The organism is Neorhizobium sp. T6_25 (assembly GCF_002968555.1).
Taxonomy (GTDB): Bacteria; Pseudomonadota; Alphaproteobacteria; order Rhizobiales; family Rhizobiaceae; genus Neorhizobium.
This window is the reverse complement of record NZ_PVBL01000007.1, coordinates 112750-136155: the sequence shown is the minus strand read 5'-3', so window position 1 is coordinate 136155 and position 23406 is coordinate 112750. Positions and strand designations below refer to the sequence as shown.

General features: G+C 62.5%; 23 protein-coding genes. 5 read left to right on the top strand and 18 right to left on the bottom strand.

The features are described from left to right. Positions 1-52 precede the first annotated feature (52 nt). Entirely contained in the window at positions 53-892 is an 840-nt protein-coding gene (locus tag C5L10_RS11840; protein ID WP_105429833.1) for a helix-turn-helix transcriptional regulator, read from the top strand. 10 nt (positions 893-902) lie between these two features. Here C5L10_RS11840 and C5L10_RS11835 read toward each other — a convergent pair whose 3' ends face one another. The 7 genes from C5L10_RS11835 to C5L10_RS11805 form a co-directional block, all read right to left on the bottom strand. Further along, the gene (locus C5L10_RS11835; RefSeq protein WP_105429946.1) at positions 903-2714 is read right to left on the bottom strand and encodes an ABC transporter ATP-binding protein; all 1812 of its coding nucleotides are present in this window, start codon (positions 2712-2714) and stop codon (positions 903-905) included. A 26-nt stretch (positions 2715-2740) separates the two neighbouring features. After that, on the bottom strand, positions 2741-3505 hold the full coding sequence (locus tag C5L10_RS11830) for a DUF1028 domain-containing protein (RefSeq protein WP_105401205.1): 765 nt from the start codon (positions 3503-3505) through the stop codon (positions 2741-2743). Positions 3506-3507: 2 nt separating this feature from the next. Beyond that, positions 3508-5292 (bottom strand): gamma-glutamyltransferase family protein, encoded by a 1785-nt coding sequence (locus tag C5L10_RS11825; protein ID WP_105429832.1) that lies wholly within the window; start codon positions 5290-5292, stop codon positions 3508-3510. 36 nt (positions 5293-5328) lie between these two features. Further along, on the bottom strand, positions 5329-6204 hold the full coding sequence (locus tag C5L10_RS11820; protein WP_046636852.1) for an ABC transporter permease: 876 nt from the start codon (positions 6202-6204) through the stop codon (positions 5329-5331). Continuing rightward, on the bottom strand, positions 6201-7148 hold the full coding sequence (locus C5L10_RS11815; protein ID WP_105429831.1) for an ABC transporter permease: 948 nt from the start codon (positions 7146-7148) through the stop codon (positions 6201-6203). The genes C5L10_RS11820 and C5L10_RS11815 overlap by 4 nt, the downstream gene beginning before the upstream one ends. A gap of 81 nt (positions 7149-7229) precedes the next feature. Then, positions 7230-8735 carry an ABC transporter substrate-binding protein gene (locus C5L10_RS11810; protein WP_105429945.1) on the bottom strand — a complete coding sequence of 502 codons (1506 nt, stop codon included), beginning with the start codon at positions 8733-8735 and terminating at the stop codon, positions 7230-7232. Between the two features lie 89 nt (positions 8736-8824). Beyond that, positions 8825-9565, bottom strand: coding sequence for a FadR/GntR family transcriptional regulator (locus tag C5L10_RS11805; protein WP_105429830.1), 741 nt, complete (start codon positions 9563-9565; stop codon positions 8825-8827). A 217-nt stretch (positions 9566-9782) separates the two neighbouring features. Here C5L10_RS11805 and sthA point away from each other — a divergent pair, with 217 nt between their 5' ends. Beyond that, positions 9783-11270: a Si-specific NAD(P)(+) transhydrogenase gene (gene sthA / locus C5L10_RS11800; protein WP_172717000.1), complete on the top strand. Its 1488-nt coding sequence runs from the start codon at positions 9783-9785 to the stop codon at positions 11268-11270. A 98-nt stretch (positions 11271-11368) separates the two neighbouring features. Here sthA and rpsD read toward each other — a convergent pair whose 3' ends face one another. After that, positions 11369-11986, bottom strand: coding sequence for a 30S ribosomal protein S4 (gene rpsD, locus C5L10_RS11795; protein ID WP_046608973.1), 618 nt, complete (start codon positions 11984-11986; stop codon positions 11369-11371). A 297-nt stretch (positions 11987-12283) separates the two neighbouring features. Here rpsD and C5L10_RS33615 point away from each other — a divergent pair, with 297 nt between their 5' ends. Continuing rightward, positions 12284-12529 (top strand): DUF982 domain-containing protein, encoded by a 246-nt coding sequence (locus C5L10_RS33615; RefSeq protein WP_046667938.1) that lies wholly within the window; start codon positions 12284-12286, stop codon positions 12527-12529. A gap of 22 nt (positions 12530-12551) precedes the next feature. Here the strand turns inward: C5L10_RS33615 and C5L10_RS11785 are convergent, their stop codons facing one another. From C5L10_RS11785 to C5L10_RS11740, 10 genes are all read right to left on the bottom strand, one after another. After that, complete coding sequence (locus C5L10_RS11785; RefSeq protein ID WP_105429829.1) at positions 12552-14066, bottom strand: ATP-binding protein; 1515 nt, start codon at positions 14064-14066, stop codon at positions 12552-12554. Positions 14067-14191: 125 nt separating this feature from the next. Beyond that, entirely contained in the window at positions 14192-14824 is a 633-nt protein-coding gene (locus C5L10_RS11780; RefSeq protein ID WP_105429828.1) for a LysE family translocator, read from the bottom strand. Between the two features lie 10 nt (positions 14825-14834). Continuing rightward, positions 14835-15206 carry a GFA family protein gene (locus tag C5L10_RS11775; protein ID WP_105429827.1) on the bottom strand — a complete coding sequence of 124 codons (372 nt, stop codon included), beginning with the start codon at positions 15204-15206 and terminating at the stop codon, positions 14835-14837. A 23-nt stretch (positions 15207-15229) separates the two neighbouring features. Continuing rightward, the gene (locus tag C5L10_RS11770) at positions 15230-15868 is read right to left on the bottom strand and encodes a LysE family translocator (protein WP_105429826.1); all 639 of its coding nucleotides are present in this window, start codon (positions 15866-15868) and stop codon (positions 15230-15232) included. A gap of 63 nt (positions 15869-15931) precedes the next feature. Beyond that, positions 15932-16402, bottom strand: a complete 471-nt coding sequence (locus C5L10_RS11765) for a GNAT family N-acetyltransferase (RefSeq protein ID WP_105429825.1) — start codon at positions 16400-16402, stop codon at positions 15932-15934. Between the two features lie 56 nt (positions 16403-16458). After that, positions 16459-16695, bottom strand: coding sequence for a DUF1127 domain-containing protein (locus C5L10_RS11760; protein ID WP_105429824.1), 237 nt, complete (start codon positions 16693-16695; stop codon positions 16459-16461). 383 nt (positions 16696-17078) lie between these two features. After that, on the bottom strand, positions 17079-17876 hold the full coding sequence (murI, locus tag C5L10_RS11755; protein WP_105419254.1) for a glutamate racemase: 798 nt from the start codon (positions 17874-17876) through the stop codon (positions 17079-17081). Further along, the gene (locus C5L10_RS11750; protein ID WP_105429823.1) at positions 17860-18711 is read right to left on the bottom strand and encodes an RNA methyltransferase; all 852 of its coding nucleotides are present in this window, start codon (positions 18709-18711) and stop codon (positions 17860-17862) included. The genes murI and C5L10_RS11750 overlap by 17 nt, the downstream gene beginning before the upstream one ends. Positions 18712-18772: 61 nt before the next feature. Further along, positions 18773-20764, bottom strand: a complete 1992-nt coding sequence (locus C5L10_RS11745) for an FUSC family protein (protein WP_105429822.1) — start codon at positions 20762-20764, stop codon at positions 18773-18775. Positions 20765-20896: 132 nt separating this feature from the next. Continuing rightward, positions 20897-21427 (bottom strand): hypothetical protein, encoded by a 531-nt coding sequence (locus C5L10_RS11740; protein ID WP_046667949.1) that lies wholly within the window; start codon positions 21425-21427, stop codon positions 20897-20899. A gap of 227 nt (positions 21428-21654) precedes the next feature. Here C5L10_RS11740 and C5L10_RS11735 point away from each other — a divergent pair, with 227 nt between their 5' ends. Together C5L10_RS11735 and C5L10_RS11730 are read left to right on the top strand one after the other, a co-directional pair. Beyond that, the gene (locus C5L10_RS11735) at positions 21655-22869 is read left to right on the top strand and encodes an NADP-dependent isocitrate dehydrogenase (protein ID WP_105419633.1); all 1215 of its coding nucleotides are present in this window, start codon (positions 21655-21657) and stop codon (positions 22867-22869) included. 73 nt (positions 22870-22942) lie between these two features. Next, positions 22943-23404 (top strand): GNAT family N-acetyltransferase, encoded by a 462-nt coding sequence (locus C5L10_RS11730; protein ID WP_105429821.1) that lies wholly within the window; start codon positions 22943-22945, stop codon positions 23402-23404. Positions 23405-23406: the final 2 nt, after the last annotated feature.

The following is a 23406-nucleotide window of genomic DNA, read 5'->3' as shown; positions in this document are numbered from 1 at the left end:
GATGGCAAAAAAGCCGTGACGACTTACCGGTATAGGTACTAACAGGCTGAGCATGCAGACGATTGAGGACGAAAACCTTCTCGGAAACTATCTGAAGGACCGCCGGGCCAAATTGAGCCCGGCCGCCTTCGGAATATCCTCGACACGCCGGCGCACGCCCGGCCTCAGGCGCGAGGAAGTGGCACAGCGCGCCAATGTCAGCGCCACCTGGTACACCTGGCTCGAACAGGGCCGCGGCGGCGCTCCCTCCGCGGATGTGCTCGACCGGCTCGCCAAGGCCCTGTCGCTGAACGACGCCGAGCGGGAGCATCTGTTCCTGCTGGCGCAGCACCGGCCGCCCGAAATGCATTTCCGATCTTTCGAGCCTGTCACTCCGCAGCTTCAGCGCGTGCTCGATTCGCTGGTCTACAGCCCAGCCGTCGTGCGCACGCCGCTCTGGGACGTCGTCGCCTGGAACGACGCGGCAGCGGTGGTGATGACCGACTATGCCACCCTGCCGCCGGAAGAACGCAACATTCTGAAGCTGATCTTCCTCAACGACCGCGTCCGGGGGCATATGGTCAACTGGGAGCGTGACGCGCGTTCTGCCGTCGCCGCCTTCCGTGCCGAAGCGGCCCGCATCGGCGCGTCGGAGGCGGTGCAGGCACTGGTCGGCGAACTGGGCAACGCAAGCGCCGAGTTCCAAGCCATCTGGCGGGACTACGATATCCAGAGCTACGGAGAGGGCCTCAAGCACTTCCGCCACGAGACGGCTGGCGATCTCATGCTCGAATATTCGTCCTTCGCCGTCGACGGTCGACCGGACCTCGGCCTCGTCATCTTCAATCCGGTCACCGCGGACGATGCCGAACGGATCAGGGCGCTCGTCGAGAGCCGCAGGGCAGCCGCCTGAGCGTCGGCCCTCACGCCACCTGCACCAGATGGCCTTCGGAAACCTCGCGATACTGGCGTGCCGGCGGCTGGAAACCCATCGGACGAACCGGGCTCTTCAGCTCGTCGTTGGAAATGCCCCGGCGGATGCCGCGGCGGGCCGGGTCCGGCACCGGAACGGCTGCCATCAGCTTTTTCGTATAAGGATGCTGCGGATTGTCGAAGACCGCGGCGCGCGGGCCGATCTCGACGATCTCGCCGAGATACATGACCGCCACCCGGTGGCTGACCCGCTCGACGACCGCCATGTCGTGGCTGATGAACAGGAAGGCGAGGTTGAGGCTCTGCTGCAGGTCGAGGAGCAGGTTGCAGACCTGAGCCTTGATCGACACGTCAAGCGCCGAGACGCTTTCGTCGGCGACGATCACCTTCGGATCGAGCGACAGGGCGCGGGCAATGGCGATGCGCTGGCGCTGGCCCCCGGAAAATTCGTGCGGATAACGGCCAGCCATATCGGGTGAGAGACCGACCTTGCGGAGCAGGTCGGCGGTCTTTTCCCTGGCGTCCTTGGCGTTGCCGAGCTTGTGCTTGACGAAGGGCTCGGAGATTGCGGCGCCGACCGTCATGCGCGGGTTGAGCGACGAGAACGGATCCTGGAAGATCATCTGAATGGTCTTGCGCATGTCGCGCAGCCCCGTCTGGTCGAGGCGCAGGACATCATAGCCGTCGAGCGCCACGTCGCCGCTGGTGGGCTCGATCAGCCGCATGATCGAGCGGCCGGTCGTCGACTTGCCGCAGCCGGATTCACCGACCAGTGACAAGGTCTCGCCCTGGAAGAGATCGAAGGAAATGTTCTCGACCGCGTGGACGGAACCCGTCTGCGTCGCAAAGAGGCCGGAACGGACGGCGAAGCGGGTAACGAGGTTCTTCACCGCCAGAACCGGGGTTTTTCGGGTATCGACGGTGCCGGCGACTTCTTTGGGCTCGGCGGTCTCGCCGGTAGCGATGTCGACGACCGGGAAACGGGTCGGCCATTTGCGGTCCTGCATCGAGCCGAGCCGCGGCACGGCGGAGAGAAGCGCCCGCGTATACGGGTGCTTGCCGCGATGGAAGATCTCCTCGGTCGGACCGCTTTCGACCGCCTCGCCGCGATACATGACGATGGTGCGGTCAGCGATCTCGGCGACGACACCCATGTCATGGGTGATGAAGAGCACCGACATGCCCTCCTCTTCCTGCAATACCTTGATCAGGTCGAGGATCTGGCCCTGGATCGTCACGTCGAGCGCGGTTGTCGGTTCGTCGGCGATCAGCAGCCTCGGCTTCGACGCCAAGGCCATCGCGATCATCACGCGCTGGCGCATGCCGCCGGAGAACTGGTGCGGGTAATCGTCGAACCGGGCACCGGCGTTCGGGATGCGGACCTTTTCGAGTAGCCGCACGGTTTCGGCGCGCGCCTGCGATTTCGACAGTCCCTTGTGGCGCGTCAGCACTTCCGAGATCTGCCGCCCGATCGTGAAAATCGGGTTGAGCGAGGTCATCGGCTCCTGGAAAATCATCGAGGCGTCGTTGCCGCGCACGCCCCGCATCTCCTTTTCGGAGATCGACAGGAGATCCCGCCCGGAGAGCAGGATGCTGCCCTCGATCTTGCTCGTGTTGGCCGCGAGCAGCCGCATGATCGACAGCGAGGTGACGCTCTTGCCGGAGCCGCTTTCGCCGACGATCGCGACCGTCTCGCCCGGATGGACATCGAAGGAGACGTCGCGGACGACGCTTTTCCATTCGCCGTCGACGAGGAAGGATGTCGTCAGGTTCCTGACGGAAAGAACAGGTGTCTCGGTCATTGGGGCTTCCGTCTTGGGGGCTTCCGTCATTGGGGCTTCCAGGGGGTGGCAAAGGAGGCCGAGGCGCGGCCTTCCGCCTCGCGGGCGGCTTCCAGTTCGGCGATCTTCTGGTCGATGACCCGTCGGTCGATCATGCCGTGCGGGTTTTCGCGGGTCGGCATGGTTTCGGCGACATGCAGGAACCGTTCCTGCGCCACCGCGTAGAGCCGGCGCAGTTCGCCGAGCGGATCGGCGTGATCGTCGGCATTGATGCGCAGCCAGGGGTAATCCTGGTCGCGATAGAGAACCATGGCGGCAGACTGCTTGCCGCGCTTGTCACCGCCGGCGGCCTCGCCTGCATCCATGGCCGCAAGCAGGCGCTCGGCGAGCGGCGCGCCTTCGTCCGCCTTTTGCTTATAGACCCGCAGCGTCTCGGCGATCACCTGCGGCCCGGCCAGCATGTTGCCGGCAACGGAGACGTTGTCATCGACCAGATGGCCGGCCCAGTCGACGCAGATTTCGCCGGTATAGGCGGCGTTGCGGCCGTTGGCGTCGATCAGGTGGAACTGGCGCTGGCGGCGGCCGTCGTCGCGCGCCGTCAGCACCTCGATGATCTCCTGCGGGCTCTTGCCCTCCTCCAGCAGTTTCAATCCGTCCGTGCCGTAGAGCGGGCTGACGAAGGCCTGGGTGGCGACGGCGCCTACCCTGCCCTTGATGTGCGGCACTGCGGCGCCGACCGCGAAGAAGCGGCTGGCAACCGAAATTCCGAAGTGACCCGTTTCTGGATCGCGTGCGACGATGGACCAGGTCATGGCTATCTCCCAACCGCATAGGCCTGCATCAGGCGCGGCGTCGCCGCCGCCCGCAGCAATCCGTCGGCGTCGCGGCGGGCCGCGGTCAGGCGGCCGACGCTCCAGGGATCCGCCACGGTGATCTGGTGGCCGCGGCGGCGCAGCTCGGCGAGCACGTCGGCACCGATATTGCTTTCGACCATGATGTTCCCCGGCTGGCTGGTGCGCGGATAGAAGGAGCCGGGGAAATGGGTGGTGTGGAACAGCGGCATGTCGATCGCCGCCTGCAGGTTCGGCTTGTGGTGGACGTAACGCAGGAAGAAGGGCAGCTGCCATTGATCCTGCTGGTCGCCGCCGGGCGTGCCGAACACCAAGGTCGGGCGGCCTTCATGCAGGGCCAGCGACGGGGTGAGCGTCGTGCGCGGACGTTTTCCCGGTTCCAGCGAGGTCGGCAAGCCGGGCTTCAGCCAGAACATCTGGGCGCGGGAGTTCAGGGCGAAACCGAGGCCGGGCACGATCGGCGAGGATTGCAGCCAGCCGCCCGAGGGCGTGGTCGAGACCATGTTGCCCCAGCGGTCGATGACGTCGATATGGACCGTATCGCCGCGCTTTTCGGTCAAGTGCGACATGGTCGGCTCGTAGACCGCGCCCTTGCCGCTCACTTCCGCCAGCATGCCCATGGTGAGGTCGAACTGGTGGTCGTAACCGGGCACGCGGCCTGGCCGCAGTTCGAGCGAGGCTTGGCTGCCGATCAGCTTGCGGCGCTCGGCATTGTAGCCTTCCGAAAGCAGGTATTCGGTCGGGATCTGCGCGAAATCCGGGTCGCCGTAATAGACCTCGCGGTCGGCGAAGGCGAGCTTCATGGCCTCGACGACAATATGCACGAAATCCGGTCCGGCCGGATCCATCGCCGAGAGGTCAAAGCCCTTCAGCAGCGCCAGCGACTGCAGGAGCACTGGCCCCTGCCCCCAGGCCGGGGTCTTGGCAACGGTCCAGTCGTGATAGTCATAGGTCTGCGGCGCCTCGACGGTCGCCTGCCAGTTGGCCATGTCGTCTGCCGTCAGCACGCCCTTGTGGCGGGAGCCGCTCGCGTCCATGACTTCCGCCGTCGAGACATAGCGGTCGATCGCCTCGGCCACGAAGCCGCGGTAAAAGGCGTCGCGGGCCGCCTCGATCTGGTTCTCGCGGCCGGTCTTGGCTTCGGCCTCGGCGATGAGGCGCTTCCAGGTTTCGGCAAGCACCGGGTTCTTGAAATTGCTCTGCGCTTCGGGAGCCACGCCGCCCGGAAGCCAGGTCGCGTAGGACGTCGCCCACTCGGTCTCGAAGAAGTTCGCCAGCCCCTTGATGGTGGCGGAAACGCGGGCAAGCATCGGATGGCCCTGTTCAGCGTAGTAGATTGCCGGCTCGAGCACGTCGCGCACGCTCATCGTGCCGTAGTCGCGCAGCATCAGCATCCAGCCGTCGAAGGCGCCGGGGATGACGGTCGCGAGCAAGCCGTCGCCGGGGATCAGGTTCAGGCCTTCCGACGTGTAGTGCTCGATCGTCGCGCCGGCCGGCGCAGGTCCCTGTGCGCAGATGACTTCGACCTTGTCCTTCTTCTTCGAGTAGAAGATGGCCGGCATGTCGCCGCCCGGACCGCAGAGATGCGGCTCGACGATCTGCAGCACGAAGCCGGTCGCGACCGCCGCATCGAAGGCATTGCCGCCCTTTTCGAGGATCGCCATGCCGACGGCCGAAGCGATCCAGTGGGTCGAGGTGACGACCCCGAACGTGCCGAGGATTTCCGGCCGTGTGGTGAACTCAGTCATTGTGTTGGTCCTTTCAAATCATGCTTGGCGCGGCCATCATGCCTCGCGGGGATCCAGCGCATCGCGCAGGCCATCGCCGAGGAGATTGAAGCCGATAACGACGAGGAAGATCGCCGCGCCAGGCCACATCGCCATCCAGGGCGCCTGGCTCAGGAAGTTCTTGGCGACGTTCAGCATCGAGCCCCAGGACGGGGCCGGCGGCTGCTGGCCGAGGCCGAGGAAGGAAAGGCTCGCCTCGGCGATGATCGCGGTTGCGATCGTCAGCGTCGCCTGGACGATGATTGGTGCGAAAACGTTGGGCAGGATGTAGCGGGTCATGATTTCGAAGTGGTTCAGGCCAACGGCGCGTGCGCCTTCGACATAGTCCTCGGTCTTGACCGCCAGGACCTGACCGCGGGTCAGCCGCACGAAGATCGGCATGGCGGACAGGCCGATGGCGATCATCGCATTCATCAGGCTCGGGCCCAAAAATGCCGCAAGCGCGATCGCCATGATCAGGAAAGGCATGGCGAGCAGAGCCTCCGTGATACGCGAGATCACCATATCCACCCAGCCGCCGAAATAACCCGAGATCAGGCCGAAGGGCACGCCGATGCCGACCGCAATGGCGACCGAGAACACCCCGGCCATCAGCGATGCCCGGGCGCCCCAGATCATCCGTGAAAGAATGTCGCGGCCAAGATCGTCGGTGCCGAGCCAGTACATCGCCGAAGGTGCCTTACGGATCGCCGTCCAGCTCGTTGCGACGGGATCGATGATCGGCAGGATCGGCGCGCTGGCTGCCAGGATTGCGAAGAACAGGACGATGACGGCGCCGACGAGCGCGCTCCTGTTCTTCTTCATCTTGCGCCAGGCGCGGCTCCTGTCGCGCTTGGCTGCCGCAACCGGCGGCGCTTGGTCGATCGTGGTCATAGGGTGGCCCTCAGACGCGGATTGAGCAGGACGTAAAGAACGTCGGCGATGAGGTTCATCAGGATGAAGCCGACTGCCGTGCACAGCACGACGCCCTGCACCACCGCATAGTCGCGATTGAAGACGGCGTCGACGATGAGCTTGCCGAAGCCCGGGATGGTAAAGATCTGCTCGGTCAGCACCGCACCGGCGAGCAGCTCCCCGAACAGCAGCGCCGACAGCGTCACGACCGGCAGAAGCGCATTGCGGAAACTGTGGCTGAGCACCACTTCGCGCGGCGACAGGCCCTTGGCGCGGGCGGTGCGGATATAGTCGGCGCTGAGCACGCCGATCATCGCCGAACGGGTATGGCGCATCAGCGTCGCCGCCAGCGCATTGCCAAGCACGAAGGCCGGCATGATCATCGTCTGCAGCGACCGGACGGGATCGACGAAAATCGACTCGAAGCCCGAGGCCGGCAGCCAGCCAAGCTGCACCGAGATCAGCAGGATCAGCATGATGCCGAGCCAGAAATTCGGGATCGACAGGCCTGTCAGCGCCAACACATTGGCGATATAATCGATGAACGTATTCTTCTTGACCGCGGCCAGGATGCCGATCGGTATGCCGATCAGCATGGCGAAGAACATCGCCATCACGGCAAGCTGGATCGTCACCGGCAGCTTCTGGAGGATCAGTTCCAGGACGGGCTGGTTGGTGCGCAGCGAGATGCCGAAGTCGCCGGTCAGCACGCCGCCGAGCCAATAGAAATATTGCACCACGACCGGATCGTTCAGCCGGTATTTGTCGCGCAGGAATTCGATGACCGCAGGGTCACGCTCCTCGCCGGCCATCGCCAGAATGGGATCGCCGGGCAGCAGTTTCTGCAATGAAAAGACAAAAATGGAGATGATCAGCAAGGTCGGTATGGCGACCAGCAGACGCTTTCCGATGTAGACAGGCATGACGCCGTCCCCCGTTGAGCAACATTGTTACGAAGCGATGCGGAAAAGTGCCGCATGGGTCTCCCATGCGGCACGGGAGGCTTAGCCCTTCTTGACGCCCTGCAGGCGGATCATGCCGTCCGGACTGGCCACGAAACCGGTAATGTTCTTCTTGTAGGCCCAGATCCACGACTGATGGCCGAGATAGATGACCGGCATGTCTTCGTTGAGGATCACGGAAGCTGCGTCGTACTTCTGTTTGCGGACCGCATCGTCGGTCGAGGCGCGTGCTTCGTTGAGCAGCTTGTCGACGTCCGGGTTGCAGTATTTCACGTCGTTGATGCCGCCCTTGCAGCTGATGAACTGATGGATATTGCCATCAGGATCAACACGGCCGGACCAGTCGGAGCGGCTGAGCTGAAAATTGCCGCGGGTCTGCTCTTCGAGCAGCGTCGCGAACTCCGTCGACTTCAGGCTGACGTCGAAGCCGGCTTCGGCGACCATCGACTGCAGGATCTGCATCATCTGCTGGGCAACGGGGTTGTTCGGGATTTGAAGCTCCACCGGGACACGGTCGAAACCGGCAGCCTTGATCAGAGCCTTGGCCTTGGCAACATCGCGGGCCGGAACCGGGATTGCCTTGTTGAACCACGGGCTATTCGGCGGGAACGGCTGATTGCCGCCAACGGCGGTGCCTTCGTAGACGATCTGGTTCATGGCGTCGCGGTCGATCGCCAGCGAGAAGGCCTGGCGCAGGCGCTTGTCCTTGCCAAACGGGTTGTCGGCGCGCGGACCATTGGCGATATTGGCGTAAAGAGCCATGTAACCGATGTTGACGGTCGCGTCGAACTTCAGGCCCGAATTGCCCTTGACGGCAGCAACGTCGGTCGGAGCCAGGCGTTCGATGAAGTCGAGGTCGCCCGATTGCAGGTTGGCGAGGCGCACGGTCGTATCCGGGATCGGCAGGTAGGTGACCTTGTCGACGAAGATCTTGTCCTTGGCCCAGTAATCCTTGAATTTTTCGAGTACGATGCGGTCCTGCTGGACGCGCTCGACAAACTTGAACGGGCCGGCGCAGACCGGCTTGGAGCCGAAATTGGCGCCGAGCGCCTTGGCGGCAGTCGGCGACACGATCATGCCGGCGCGGTCGGAGAGCTGGGCGAGCAGCGTCACGTCCGGTGCCTTCAGCGTGAACTTGACTTCCAGCGGCCCGGTCGCCTCGACCTTGGCGACGGAGGTCAGCTCGCTCTTGCGGCGCGATTCCGGCAGGGTCATGTTACGTTCGATCGTGGCAACCACGGCGGCGGCATCAAGCGGGGTGTCGTCATGGAACTTGACGCCCTCGCGGATCTTCATCGTCAGTTCCTTGCCGTCGGCGGACCATTTCCACTCGGTGGCGAGCTGCGGGACGATCTTCAGGTCGGGCGAAACGTCGACCAGCTTGTCGCACAACGCGGTATAGACGATACGGCCGACGAAGGTGCGGGACTGGGCCGGATCAAGAACGTCGGCATCGTCCTGCAGGCCGATGCGCAAATCGACCGCAAGCGCCGGAAAGGCGAAAAGCGCGCCGGCCAGCAGCGCGGTCGTAAGCTTGGTAAGTCGCATCATGATGAACATTCCTCTCTTGTTTTTAGGTTCCTGTTTTTAGTCTTGGCCGGTTTCCGGCTTCTGGTGATTGGCCGCGTGGCGGCCATTCAGCTTGCTTCGCTGAGCGACCCCTGTTCCACGGAGCCAAGGGACGTCGCGCGGATTAGCCGCTCCTGAAGCATCAGCAGGTGTTCGCGCATCGCCTCCCCCGCCTGCACCGGATCACGGGCGGCGATCGCCTCAATGATGGTCTTGTGCTGGGCAAACGAGATGTTGACCGCATTGCCACTGGAGCGGGCGCGCTCGCGGATCGCCCGCCATGCCTCGTCCTGGCGGACGCGATTGATGACGTCGAAGATCGACAGGAAAAGCTGGTTGCCGGCGCTCTGGGCAATCAGCCGGTGCAGCGTTCCATCCCACAGTTCGCGGGCGTCGGCATCGCTGCTCTCGATGATCTTCGAGGCGATCTCGTACATCTTGGCCATATCCGCCGGCTTGGCGCGCATGGCCGCGAGCTGGGCGAGCTGCGGTTCGATCCTCAAACGGACTTCCATGATCTCCATGAAATCCGTGCCGGCGACGATCGCGCCCACATGGTTGCTCCACTCGCTCGGCCTTTCGCCGATAAAGGTGCCTGAGCCCTGGCGGCGCCAGATGAGGCCTTCGGATTCAAGCACTTCGAGTGCGCGTCGCACCGCGCGACGGCTGATGCCGAGCAGGTCGGTCAAAGCGCGTTCGGTCGGCAGGCGGCCCTCGGAACCGAATTCTCCCGCCCTTAAAAGCCCCCTCAGGCGATCCAGCGCATAGCTCGAGTTGTCATGAGCCTCGCCGGCTTTATCCTGTACCATTTATTGTACCAATTTTCGATTGGTCCGAATGGACGGCATTTCCGGACCTCCGTCAAGTTGATTTTTTGGCAATTCTTGCGGTGCACAAAATTGATGCATACAGATTGAAATCAAGGCTTGGACGAGCCGCAATCAAAACTTTAGAATAGGTGGCTACAAAGGGATTCGTGAGTGCTGCCGCATCGCGGCGGCCGTCAGATTCGGAGCGGAGCATCCCATGAACCAATACGACCTCATCGTCGTCGGCAGCGGGCCGGCCGGTCGCCGTGCGGCCATCCAGGCAGCCAAGCTCGACAAGAAGGTTCTGGTCGTCGAACAGGGCAAGAGGGTCGGAGGCGTTTCCGTCCACACGGGCACGATCCCGTCGAAGACATTGCGCGAAACGGCGCTCAATCTGTCCGGCTGGCGCGAACGCGGCTTCTACGGCAAGGCCTACCGCGTCAAGCAGGAGATCAGCGCCGAGGACCTGCGCCGCCGCCTGCTGATCACGCTCGACCATGAAGTCGAAGTACTGGAGCACCAGTTCGCCCGCAACCGCGTCCAGAGCATCCGTGGCAAGGCGAGCTTCGTCACGCCCGACACGATGGCGATCGCCAAGGACGACGGCGACGTCATGCACGTCATGGGCAAGTCGATCCTGCTCGCGGTCGGCACCAAGCCTTTCCGCCCCGATTACATGCCGTTCGACGGCAAGACGGTTCTCGACAGCGACGAGCTGCTCGAAATCGACCAGCTCCCCCGTTCGATGGTGGTCATCGGCGCCGGCGTTATCGGCATCGAATATGCGACGATCTTCAGTGCACTGGATGCGGCCGTGACCGTTATCGACCCGAAGCCGACCATGCTCGACTTCATCGACAAGGAAATCGTCGAAGACTTCACCTACCAGCTGCGCGACCGCAACATGAAACTGCTGCTCGGCCAGAAGGCGGACAAGGTGGAGCGCCTGCCGGACGGCAAGGTTCTGGTGCACGTGGACAGCGGCCGCCAGATCATTACCGACATGGTGCTGTTCGCCGCCGGCCGCATGGGCGCCACCGATACGCTGAACCTCGCCGCGGCCGGCCTCGAGGCCGACAGCCGCGGCCGCCTCAAGGTCAACCCGGAAACCTTCGAGACCTCCGTTCCCAACATCTACGCCGCCGGCGATGTCGTCGGGTTTCCGAGCCTCGCCTCAACCTCGATGGAACAGGGGCGCGTCGCGGCGCGCGTCGCCGTCGGCGCGATCGCCAAGGAACCGCAGAAATATTTCCCCTACGGCATCTATGCCGTGCCGGAAATTTCCACCTGCGGCCTCACCGAAGAGGAAATGAAGGAACGCGGCATTCTCTATGAATGCGGCATCGCCCGCTTCCGCGAGACCTCGCGCGGCCACATCATGGGCCTCGATACCGGCCTCCTGAAGCTGATCTTCTCGCTGAAGACCCGCCGCCTGCTCGGCGTCCATATCGTCGGCGAAGGGGCAACCGAACTTGTTCACATCGGCCAGGCGGTGCTGAACCTTAAGGGCACCGTCGAATATTTCGTCGAGAACACGTTCAACTACCCGACGCTCGCCGAAGCCTACAAGATCGCCGGCCTCGACGCCTGGAACCGCATGGGCGAAGGCCCGAAGGAAGCGCCTGTCGCAACCTCCCAGTCCACGGACACGACCGCGACCACCACGGAACCTGCCAGCGAGAAGAAAAAAGCCACCTCCAAGTGAGGCGGTAGTTCTCGCCAAGCTGTCCGGTCAAACGAAAAAAGCCGCCTCGAAAGGCGGCTTTTCTTTGGTGTCGCAGAACCGCCCCGAAGGGCAATTCATCAACGCGAGTAGAATTCGACGACCAGCTGCGGTTCCATGATGACGGCGTAAGGAACGTCGCTCAGGCCAGGAACGCGGGCGAAGGTGGCAACCATCTTGTTGTGGTCGGCTTCGATATAGTCCGGAACGTCGCGTTCAGCCAGCGAAACGGCTTCGAGAACCGTGACGAGCTGCTTCGACTTCTGACGGACTTCGATGACGTCGCCGGCCTTGCAGCGGTAGGAACCGATGTTGACGCGAACGCCGTTGACGGTGACGTGGCCATGGTTGACGAACTGGCGGGCAGCAAAGACCGTCGGAACAAACTTGGCGCGGTAGACGATCGCATCGAGGCGCGATTCGAGCAGACCGATCAGGTTTTCCGAAGTGTCGCCCTTGCGGCGGTTGGCTTCGTCATAGATGGAGCGGAACTGCTTTTCGCGCAGGTCGCCGTAATAACCCTTGAGCTTCTGCTTGGCGCGCAGCTGCACGCCGAAGTCGGAAAGCTTGCCCTTGCGGCGCTGGCCGTGCTGGCCCGGGCCGTATTCGCGGCGGTTCACCGGGGACTTAGGACGCCCCCAGATGTTTTCGCCCATACGGCGGTCGATCTTGTATTTGGACGATTCGCGCTTGCTCATCGTATTTCCTTTCAAATGGTTACACCGACTTGTTGCCAAGCCGGATCAAGGAAACACGCCCTCCTCTGAGCCCTGATTTAAGAGCTCTGACAGGTCTCTCACGAAAGCGTCCGGAGAAAACCACGGGACATGTCAGTGAAACACCGGGTCTTTCGGCCCGGCGTTGGCGCGGTGTTTAGGCGGATGTCACAGGAATGTCAACTGCACCGGTCTCTTAACCTTTCGGCAAGGCTGTCTGCAGGCTTTTTTGACGGAGCAAGGGCTTCGTACCATCTTAAGGGAAGGAGGTGTCGTGTCATGAAATCGAAACTCTGGAGCAGCCCGATCAGGATCGAAAATCCCGAAACCGGCATGGTCCGCACCGTCAAGACGGTACGCGAGGCAAAAACAGTCCTCGACCGCTTCTGGCCGGCCTATCACGGCAGTCAGCATCATCTGGCGGAACAGGTTTGCGACGAAGCGTTGAAGGGGAAGTCGAGGCCTTCGGAAGCCCGGCGCGCCTTTATCGCCGCGGCGGTGGAAGCGCATTTTCACATCCACTGACCGCCTATTTGCCACTGACCGCCTATTCGGCAGCGGCCCTCGCCTCGCCCTCATCCGGCGCGTCGGCGTTGCCGGGCGCGGTCTCCGCCTGCAGATCCGGGAAGGCGACGATGCGTTTGCCCGAAAAGTCCGCATGCACGACGATCAGGCCCTGTTCCTCGAAATAACCGAGAAGGCGACGGGCGCGACGCGCCGAGTGGGTGCCGTAGGCCCGGGCGATTCGCGCATCCGACGGGCATGGTTCGCCTGAAATCGCCGCCTTCGCCATCAGCAGGAAAACGCCCTGCAGGTCATCCGAAACGCCGGATGACAGCGACAGCGCCGTCCCCCAGGCCTCGCCGGAAGCGGTTTCCTCGTCGACACCCGAGCGGGCGATCGCCGTGCGGCGGCGGAATTCACCGAGCGAGAGCGGCGGACCCTGCAGGCGCCGCATCCGGGCGCGCACCAGAAAATCCTGATATAGGACGGAATCCGTCCGGTAGGCGGATTGCGGATCGTCGAGAATTTCCGACAGGACGGCGGACAGCCGTTCTTCGCGCTCTTCGGCGGACAATTCCGGCTGGGCGACGCGCGGCTCCTGCGGCGCCGAGATAGCGGCGGGTGTCGTGCGCGACAGTTCGGCCAGGATATCCGTCGTCGGCCTCGGCGCCGGCGGGGCACGGCGGACCATCGGCCGGGTGAATTCTTCCGGGTCCGGTGTGAAGATCAGGTCCTCGACGTCCTGCGGTGCATCCGGCAGCGGCATCAGCTTCGGGCTGGAAGAGCGCGCCGACGTCTCGACCGTACCGATGACGATCGGCAACGGCCGGCGCGACAGTGCCGGGCCGAGGGCGACGAAATTGCCGCGCTTCAGATCACGGAACATTTCCGCCTGGCGGCGATCCATGCCGAGCAGATCGGCGGCACGCGCCATGTCGATATCAAGGAAGGTGCGGCCCATCAGGAAGTTCGAGGCTTCGGCCGCGACGTTCTTGGCGAGCTTTGCGAGGCGCTGGGTGGCGATGACGCCGGCAAGCCCGCGCTTCCGGCCGCGGCACATCAGGTTGGTCATGGCGCCGAGCGAGAGTTTTCGTGCATCTTCCGAGACGTCGCCGCCGACCGACGGCGCGAACATCTGCGCCTCGTCGACCACGACCAGGACCGGATACCAATATTCGCGATCGGCATCGAACATGCCGTTCAGGAAGGCGGCGGCGGCCCGCATCTGTTCTTCGAGATCGAGGCCTTCGAGCGTCAGGACGCAGGAGACTCGATTCTTGCGGATACGGTTGGCGATGCCGGCAAGCTCGGCCTCGCTGCGCTCGCCATCGACCACCACATGGCCGAATTTTTCAGACAAAGTGACGAAATCGCCTTCCGGATCGATCACCACCTGCTGCACCCAGGGCGCGGACTGTTCCAGCAGGCGGCGCAGGAGATGCGACTTGCCGGAGCCGGAATTTCCCTGGACGAGCAGACGGGTCGCCAGAAGCTCCTCGATATCGAGCTTGGCCGGATCGCCCCCGGACACAATTCCCATATCGATGCCGACCTGCAATGCACTTACCTCGTATGCTGTCTCTTCGCGGTGACCGTTAGAAGCCGCGACTCCAGAACTCTAACAGAGATCGGGATTCGTTTCGCCGGGCAAGATCGAAAATGCACAGGCCTTTGTGAAACCGCTCAGGATGCTGCGCGACGATAGAATGCCAGCGAGCCGGCAAGCGCCAGAAGCGCGCCGCCGCAGAGCCGATCGAGCCAGAGCGCACCCTTCTTCTTGAGCAGATGCACGGCGCGCGAGCCGAGCAGCGCATAACCGAACATGACGGCAAAATCCATCAGCGCGAAGACCATCGCCAGGATCGCATATTGCTGAAACTGCGGCGCATCCGGGACGATAAACTGCGGCAGGAAAGCCGAGAAGAACAGGTATCCCTTGGGATTGGTCACCGCGACGAGGAAGCTCTTCAGGAAGATTGACGTCGCGGCACCCGAACCGGCGGCAGCAGCGCTTGCCGTTACGTCAAGCGAGCCTTTCGAGCGCAGAAGCATCAGGCCGAGAAATGCAAGATAACCGGCACCTAGCCACTTGACGACCGAGAACCAGAATTCGGAGGCCGCTAGCAAAGCGCCGAGGCCGAGCGCCACTGCGCCGATCAATACGAAATCGGAGATCATCGCGCCTGCCATGCCCGGAAGAGCACGGCGAAGGCCGTAACGCGAGCCATTGGTGAGCGCCAGCAGGACGGTCGGCCCGGGTGTGGCGATGCCGATGAACGCGACGATCGCGAAAGCAAGCAGGGTAACGTCACTCATCGCTCTTCTCCTACCAGAGGTGCCGGCCGTCGATGACCGTGTGAGGCCATTCCTCGGCATCGAAATCGTCGAACAGCCGTGCATTCACGGCGACACGCCGGGTCTTGCCGTCCCAGGTGCCGTCCATCTGGAAATCCGGGCTGTCGCTATAGGTGGTGCAGCCGCATGTGCCGCAGAAATGATGCGCCACCATCTTCGAATTCCAGCGATAGACCTTGTCGGTCGCAGCATTGGCCGTGACCTTCACCTGCGCCGGCTCGTAATAGGCATGGAGCGCGCCGCGCCTTGAGCAGTAAGTGCAGGTGCAGCGGGTGAGTGCCTGCGGCAGTTCACCCTTGATCTCGAAAACGGTCTCGCCGCAATGGCAACGCCCGGTGATCATCAGCTGTTCCTCCTTGACAAAGCTCAGACGGCTGCGCGCTTGAAGCCGACCGACAACAGGCCGGCACCGATCATCAACGAACCGCCGGTGCGGTTGACGATCTGCTGGACTTTCGGCTTGCGGATCGTGTTGCGCGCCATCGAGGCAAGCAGGCCGTAGAGCGTGGCGTTCAGGGTCGCGAGCACCAGGAAGGTCACTTCGAAGACCACCATCTGGAAGAACAGCGGCTGGCTGAGGTCCAGGAACTGCGGCAGGAAGGCCACGAAGAAGACGATGCTCTTCGGGTTAAGCGCGGTAACCACATAGGTGTGCAGGAAAATCTTGAACGGTTTAACGGACGTTACCTCGGCCTCGCCGAGATCGGCGGCCCGTTCGGAAACCGGCGCGCGCCAGAGCTTGATACCGAGATAGATGAGATAGGCGGCGCCCACCCATTTCAGCACCGTGAAGAGTGCCGCAGAGGTCGCAAGCAGAGCGCCCAGCCCGAGCATGGATGCGGTCATCGCCGTGAAGTCACCCAGCGCCGTGCCGGCAACCGTGGCGGAGGCCACCTTGCGGCCATGGCTCAGCGCATAGGAAATGACAAGCAGGATCGTCGGCCCGGGAATGGCCAGGAGAACCGACGAAGCAGCGACGAAAGCGAGCCAGTGTTCAAGCGACATGCGGATTCTCCTCCATGGAACAGAGGGAGCAAGCCACCGAATTTTTCAGTTTGCAAGCGGTGTTTATTCAGTCGTCATGCGCCAGCGATAGAGGACGTCTGGCTCATTCTCCTCATTGCCTGAACCATCAGTCTCCTCGGTCGCGACGAAACCACGCGTCTCATAGAAACGGCGGGCTGCCGCATTGCGCTGGAAGGTCCAGAGAAAAAGCTGCGGATGGGCTCCCTTCGCAATGTCCAGAAGCCGGGAACCGATCCCCTGCCCCTGCACGTTCGGCAGGATATAGAGCTGGTCGACCCAATCCTTGCGAAAGGCGATAACGCCGAGCAGGGTGCCGTCCCTTTCGGCGCCCCAGATGTCGCAGGTCGCGAAGAGATGCCCTCTCCAGTATCCGCGATCCTCCTCCGGCGTGTGAAGCTGAGCGAGCCACGGCAGCCGCTCGTCGAAGGAAGCACGGTGAACGCTCGCAGCCTCCGCCATATCGTCACGGCACAGTTTGCGGAAGACGGTCGTCATTGTTTCAGTTCCAGACATAGGACCTCCACGTGAGGCCCCGGCGGCAAGCCCGCCGGGGACCCATCTCGGTCCTTTCACAGCCGGAGGTCCCAAAGGATGAACCGGACATTTCCGCGGTCGTCCTCGAGTTCGGGGAAACCGACATCGCGGCGCATCCGATTGGAAAGATCGGAGATCTGGTTCTCTTCTTGACGACGTCTCCAGGCTGCCAGGAGCAGTGCACCAGCAGTCCTCCAGACGCCATGTTCGCGGCAGAGTTCATGAACCGCAGCCGAAAGGGTATCAGCAACCATAAATTGTGATTCACGCATGATTTTTCGTCCCGGCGCATGTCGCGACCAGGTCCTCTGAGATGAAGAAAGACGTGCGGATGCGGACGAGGAAACGCGGTAAATCGCGTCGTCAGCCGGTCACGTCAGATCAATGGGAAAAGTGCCAAAACGGCGGAAATCCAGCCTTATACAGCCTGGAAGCACATGCCGGCCGGCATCGATGTGCGAGACACCGAGGCCACAATAGCCGTTCCGCCAGAAAGGCGCATATACATGGTAATGGACTTCATTTCACGCCTCCTGTGTTCGATTTGCGGAATGGGTAAATAATACACGAGATCACCCGATGAGCAAGCGCACAATCGCGAATTGCAGTCCTCGCGAAAAAACCGTGGCAAATAAGCCACATTGCTCGGTGGCGCTTAGGCCCTCAGCCCAAAACCTTGCATCAGGCGGCGGGTGGCGAAGTCGGGATTGCCGGAGGTGAAGACGGCGAAATCGTAGTTATCGGGGTGTTCGGCGCCCTCGACCAGCGGCACTTTTCGGCGCGCCTGCCTGGCGATCGCCTCGGCAGGGTCGAGCCAATCCACCGGCCAGGGGGCAAGCCTGCGGAAGACATTGGCCATGAAGGGGTAATGGGTGCAGGCGAGCACGACGATATCGGTTTTCCGGTCGTCCTTCTCGACGAAACACGGCGCGATCTCGGCGAGCACCGCCTCGTCGGAAATCGTTTCACCACGGATATAGGCTTCCGCCATGCGGGCGAGGTTCTGCGAACCGACGAGACGCACATGACACTGGGTGGCAAAAGACTGGATAAGGTCGCGGGTATAGGCGCGCTTGACCGTGCCGGGGGTCGCGAGAACGGAGACCAGACCGGAGCGGGTGCGTTCCGCCGCCGGCTTGATCGCCGGGACGGTGCCGACGAAGGTCATCTTCGGAAAGGTTTCGCGCAGATCCGCGCCGACCAGGGTGAAAGCGGTATTGCAGGAAATGACGCAGACCTCCGGATCGTATTCATCGAGGAGTTTTGCAAAGAGCGCGATCACCCTCTCGCGCAGGGCCGGCTCCTCCCAGTCGCCATAGGGAAAGCCGGCATCGTCGGCGACGTAGATGAAGCCGCGTTCCGGGATCAGCACACGCGCCTCGCGCAGCACCGTCAGCCCGCCGATGCCCGAATCGAACATCAGCACGGGTTTCGATTCATTCGTCTGCGTCATTCCCCGTCTTCTCCCCAGATGCCCCTTGGGGCAAATCAGCCTTTTCAGGCTTCGGCCCGTCCTTTTTCGACCATCCGCGGGGAAAACGGTCGAGCGAGTTGATGACGCCCCGGAACACGCTGATCTCCTGCTCCGTAAAACCCCGCCGCGAGATGACAGCGCGGAGGTTGTCGATCATTCTTGGCTTTTTCGCGGGCGGATGGAAATAATTGCGGGCGTCCAACGCCTCTTCCAGGTGCTCGAACAGGCCGATCACCTGTTCCTTGGTGGAAGGACGCTGCTCGATCGGCAGAAAGACCGTCTCGGTTAGATCGTCCATGCCCGACTTCATCCATTCATAGGACATCAGAAGCACGGCCTGGGCGATGTTCAGCGAAGCAAAGGCGGGGTTGACGGGGAAAGTGACGATCTCGTCGGCGAGCGCCACTTCCTCGTTGGTGAGGCCCCAGCGTTCGCGGCCGAAGAGAATGCCGGTCTTCTCGCCCGCCTTGAACCTGCTCAGCAGGGTTTCGGCAGCGGTCACCGGAGAGCGCACCGGCTTGAAGCCGTAACGTTCGCGCGCGGTCGTGGCATAAACGAAATTGAGGTCGGCGATCGCCTCCTCGAGCGTTTCGAACACCTTGGTGCCGTCGATGACGTGGTCGGCCTTGGAGGCGGCGGAGCGGGCCTTTTCGCTCGGCCAGCCATCGCGCGGCTTGACCAGGCGCAGCTCCGCGAGGCCGAAATTGGCCATGGCGCGCGCCACCATGCCGATATTCTCGCCGAGCTGCGGCTCGACCAGGATGACCGCCGGTCCTTCGGCTATGAGTTCGCGCTCGCTGTTCGTGCCTGACATTTCTGTTTCCGTATCCAAATCCGACGGCCGGAATACCGGTGCCCGAGGAAATCGGCAAGCCTCATGCTGTTGCGGGATAAAGCCTGCCCAGCATCGTGCCGATCATTTCGACGCCAACGCGACTGCCGTGCTTGAAGATCGGGAGATGGCGGCCGGCGCCTCGGCTCAGTTTGCGCTTTACCACGAAACACTCCGAACCGCGGGCCGAAAGCGCTCCGATAGTGTTCAATACGTCCTCCAGCGCCGCCAGTACCTCACCTTCCGGCTTCTCCCCCGCCCGGACCACATTGCGGGCAAAGATCCGCGCCCAATAGGTAGCGCCGAGGAAGATGCCGAGCGTCTGGCGAACCTGGCCCGGACGGCTCACGACCGACCAGGTGGTGCCAAGCGGGCGCGCGGCGAGCGTGACTTCGCGATAGGCGGCGTCGAGCTTATGAGAGAGACCGATGATCTCAAAGCCGCTCCGGCCCTCCCTGACCGCGGAAAGAAGTTCGCGCAGGCCATCAAACCAGCGCCCCAGCGCAAGATCGAGGGTCGAGCGTGTCGATGCCGGGAAAACAAGGAAGGCGACGATGGTTCCTGCAAGCGCGCCGATCAGCGTTTCCTCGATCCTGAGCTGCAGGAGGTCGAGGGTCAGCACCCCGGTCAGGCCGTAGACCAGGCAGAGCACGATCGAGATGAAGAAGGTCATCGCCGCATAGGAAATCTGTAGGCAGTAGAAGCCGAGGAAGATGCAGAGCACCGCGATCGGCACGGAGACAAGCGGATAACCGCCGATCACCGTTGCCAGCACGAGCCCGGATGCAATCCCGAGCAGCGTGCCGATCGAACGCTGAAGGGCCCTGATCGCCGCATCGCCGCGCGACTTGGTGTTCGTGAAGATCAGGAAGGCGGTCAGCACAGCCCAGAACCAGCGGTCGCGCGACAACATCAGGCCAAAAACCATCGCCAGGCTCGATGCGATCGTGATCTGCACCGCGGATCGCATCACCGGGTTCCTGAGCGAGAAATCGATTTTTGCCGAAGTCGGCGCGGCAGCGGCATCCTCGATGACCGGGAAACGGTCCCGCCGCCCGTCCTCGATGGCTTCCGCCAAGGCCATCCTGACCTTCTGCAGCCAGATCAGGGCGGCTGCGCTTTCCGCCACCCGGTCGTCGTCGGCGACCGCCGGGCTGGCTACGATTTTCGCGGCCATGTCCTGGTCGCCCTCGATCAGCGCATGGACGAGCATGAAGGGCGGCAGCGCCTCGAAGGAGAGCACGATCACGCTTTCCGCAGCGAGATGCACGTCGAAGATCTTCATCGTGAGAGACGTGAGCGGTTCGTCCTCCGGATCGATCGTGCCGTCTGCCGTGCGGGGAAGGAAACCTTCGGCCATCAGCACGACGTCCTTGAGCCGCTCCTCGAGCTGCCGCAGTTCGCGCCGATCGCTATCCGAGACGATCCCGCCGCTCGACAGAACCGCGAGCTTCATCAGGATATCGCCCACCCTGCCCTGGATCGCCACCAGCGACCGCAGAAGATCGCGCCGCCAGTCGTCCGGCAGGAGATAGCTGCGGACCAGATGGCCGGTAACGACCGCGATCGCCGGACCGATGGCCCCAAGCGGAAGGTCGGAAAGGCTGGGCTTGAGGTAGGCGCCCGTGAAATAGGACGTGAATGCGAACATGCCGACGGCAAATCCGCGCGGTCCGTAGACGCGCCCGACGGTAGCGCCAGCAATGACGACCAGGAACATCGGATCGGAAATGTAGCGATAGTCTTCGAGCACTGCAGCCAGCCCGACGCAGACGAGGCTGACCACGCCGCCGATCAGCCGCGTCTTCAGTTGGTCGGACGGCAGCCGGTCGCGGACAGCAACGCCGCCTTCGATCGAAAGGATGATCGCAAGTCCGTAGGCGATCGTCGGCAACGCCAGACCGGCGATGTGGATGAGCGCAAGGCAGGCCACCGCGGCGATGACGGTCAGGGTCACGCGTCCGGCCATGCGCAGGCGCGACAGCGCCGGGTCGTTGGCGAGCAGCCAGTCTCGGATCTTCGCGGCAAACCTCATCCACTACCTCAGGCGGGTGCCGATACCCGCTCCTGGCCGCCGACTATATCGCCTGGGCAAGGTTTGGCGAGACCAAGCATGGGTCTCAAGGCCACGATCGAGAGAGCGACATGCCGCCCGATCATCGCCGAGTTACTCGCCCTTGGCGATCGACTGCATCTCTTCGATCACCGAATCCCGCTCGCCGTCGGCGACGCGGTGGATGTCGTCGATAACGGGCTTGCCGGCTTCCTGGATGATGTCGAAATGCAGTTCGTTGACGCTGTCCTTCACCGCCGCCTCATCGACGCAGGTCCACATCTTGAAGGTTACGGTAACATCGGTCATGCCGTTGGCGCCCGGTGCCGAGGTCGTCTTGATGTCCTTCAACGGACAGCCGTCCTGCGACGAGGTTATCACGTCGTAGCCGAACGGATCGCCCGGCTGGTTGTTCTCCGTGTCGTAGGCCGGGTGCTTGGCGGCTTCCGCATAGGCGCCCTGGAATTTCTTGCTGAACAGGCGAGACAACGGACCGGCATCGAAGATGTATTTCCATTCGCTGTCGACGGTATTCCAGTTGTCCTCGGTGATCTTCATCACCTCTTTCACGGGATCGGTCACATCAGCCGCCGCAGTGAGGGTCGAGATCAATGAAAAGGCAAGGGCAAGCGGCAAGGTCCGCATAAGATCAAATCCGGCAGTTGGAGAGCGATTTGGCCGGACATTAATCAGGCATTATGGTTTGGCAAGGGCAATCATCCGCAGGTCCGGACGCACCGCGATTTCTCGCATGAAAAGCCGCATATGATGGCCTCAATGCCTTTGCGTTCCAGCCCGGCGATGTTATAGCGCACCCACTGGTGTCCACCCGTCGGGACCTTGAGGTCCCTTCTACGTCCAAGAGGAATTCCATGCAAAAGATCAAGGTAGCCAACCCGGTCGTCGATCTCGACGGCGACGAGATGACCCGCATCATCTGGCAGCTCATCAAGGACAAGCTGGTCCTTCCCTATCTCGATCTCGACATCGAATATTACGACCTCTCGGTCGAGAACCGCGACGCCACCAACGACCAGGTGACCATCGACGCCGCCAACGCCATCAAGAAGCACGGCGTCGGCATCAAGTGCGCGACGATCACGCCGGATGAAGCCCGCGTCAAGGAATTCAACCTCAAGGAAATGTGGAAGAGCCCGAACGGCACGATCCGCAACATTCTCGGCGGCGTCATCTTCCGCGAGCCGATCATCTGCAAGAACGTGCCGCGCCTGGTTCCGGGCTGGACCAAGCCGATCGTCGTCGGCCGTCACGCCTTCGGCGACCAGTACAAGGCAACCGACTTCAAGTTCCCGGGCAAGGGCACGCTGTCGATCAAGTTCGTGGGCGAAGACGGCCAGGTGATCGAGAAGGAAGTGTTCAAGGCGCCGGACGCAGGCGTGGCGATGGCCATGTACAACCTCGACGAATCGATCCGCGACTTCGCTCGTGCTTCCTTGAACTACGGCCTGATGCGCAAGTGGCCCGTCTACCTGTCGACCAAGAACACCATCCTCAAGGCCTATGACGGCCGATTCAAGGATATCTTCGAGGAAATCTTCAACGCCGAATTCAAGGAACAGTTCGACGCGCTGAAGATCACCTACGAACATCGCCTGATCGACGACATGGTCGCAGCAGCCCTGAAATGGTCCGGCGGCTACGTCTGGGCCTGCAAGAACTATGACGGCGACGTCCAGTCCGACATCGTCGCCCAGGGTTTCGGCTCGCTCGGCCTGATGACCTCGGTCCTGCTTTCTCCCGATGGCCGCACCGTCGAAGCGGAAGCCGCCCACGGCACCGTCACCCGTCATTACCGCCAGCACCAGAAGGGCCAGGAGACCTCTACGAACTCGATCGCCTCGATCTTCGCCTGGACCCGTGGCCTCGCACATCGCGCCAAGCTCGACGACAATGCCGACCTCGCCAAGTTCGCTTCGACGCTCGAAAAGGTCTGCGTCGACACCGTCGAAGCCGGCTACATGACCAAGGACCTGGCGCTGCTCATCGGTCCGGATCAGCCGTGGCTCTCCACCACCGCCTTCCTCGACAAGGTGGACGAAAATCTCAAGGTCGCCATGGCTGCCTAAGTCCGAAAAATCGGCTAATCATTCGACGGCGGGGAGCAATCTCCGCCGTTTTCTTTTGTGAGGGAGTTTCGCCATGACCGCCACGACGACACCTGCGATCATCCGTCCGCTCGAGCCAGCCGACCGCACCGCCTGGGAACCGCTCTGGGAAGCCTATCTGCGCTTCTACGAGACCGTGTTGCCGAAGGAGATGTACGATCTCACCTGGAGCCGGTTTCACGATCCTGCCGAGCCGATGCATGCCCTCGGCGCATTCGACGAGACCGGCAAGATGATCGCCATCGCGCATGTCATCTTCCATCGGTCCTGCTGGCTGCCTGAATCGACCTGCTATCTGCAGGACCTCTATGTCAAGAATACTCTGCGCGGCCGCGGAACCGGCGCAGCCCTGATCGAAGCGGTGGCAGATCTGGCGCGCGCAAACGGCGCCGGGCGGCTCTATTGGCTGACGCACGAAAGCAATTCCGCAGCGCGGCGGCTCTACGACCGCATCGCCCAAAACTCCGGCTTCATCCAGTACCGGAAGGCGCTCTAATT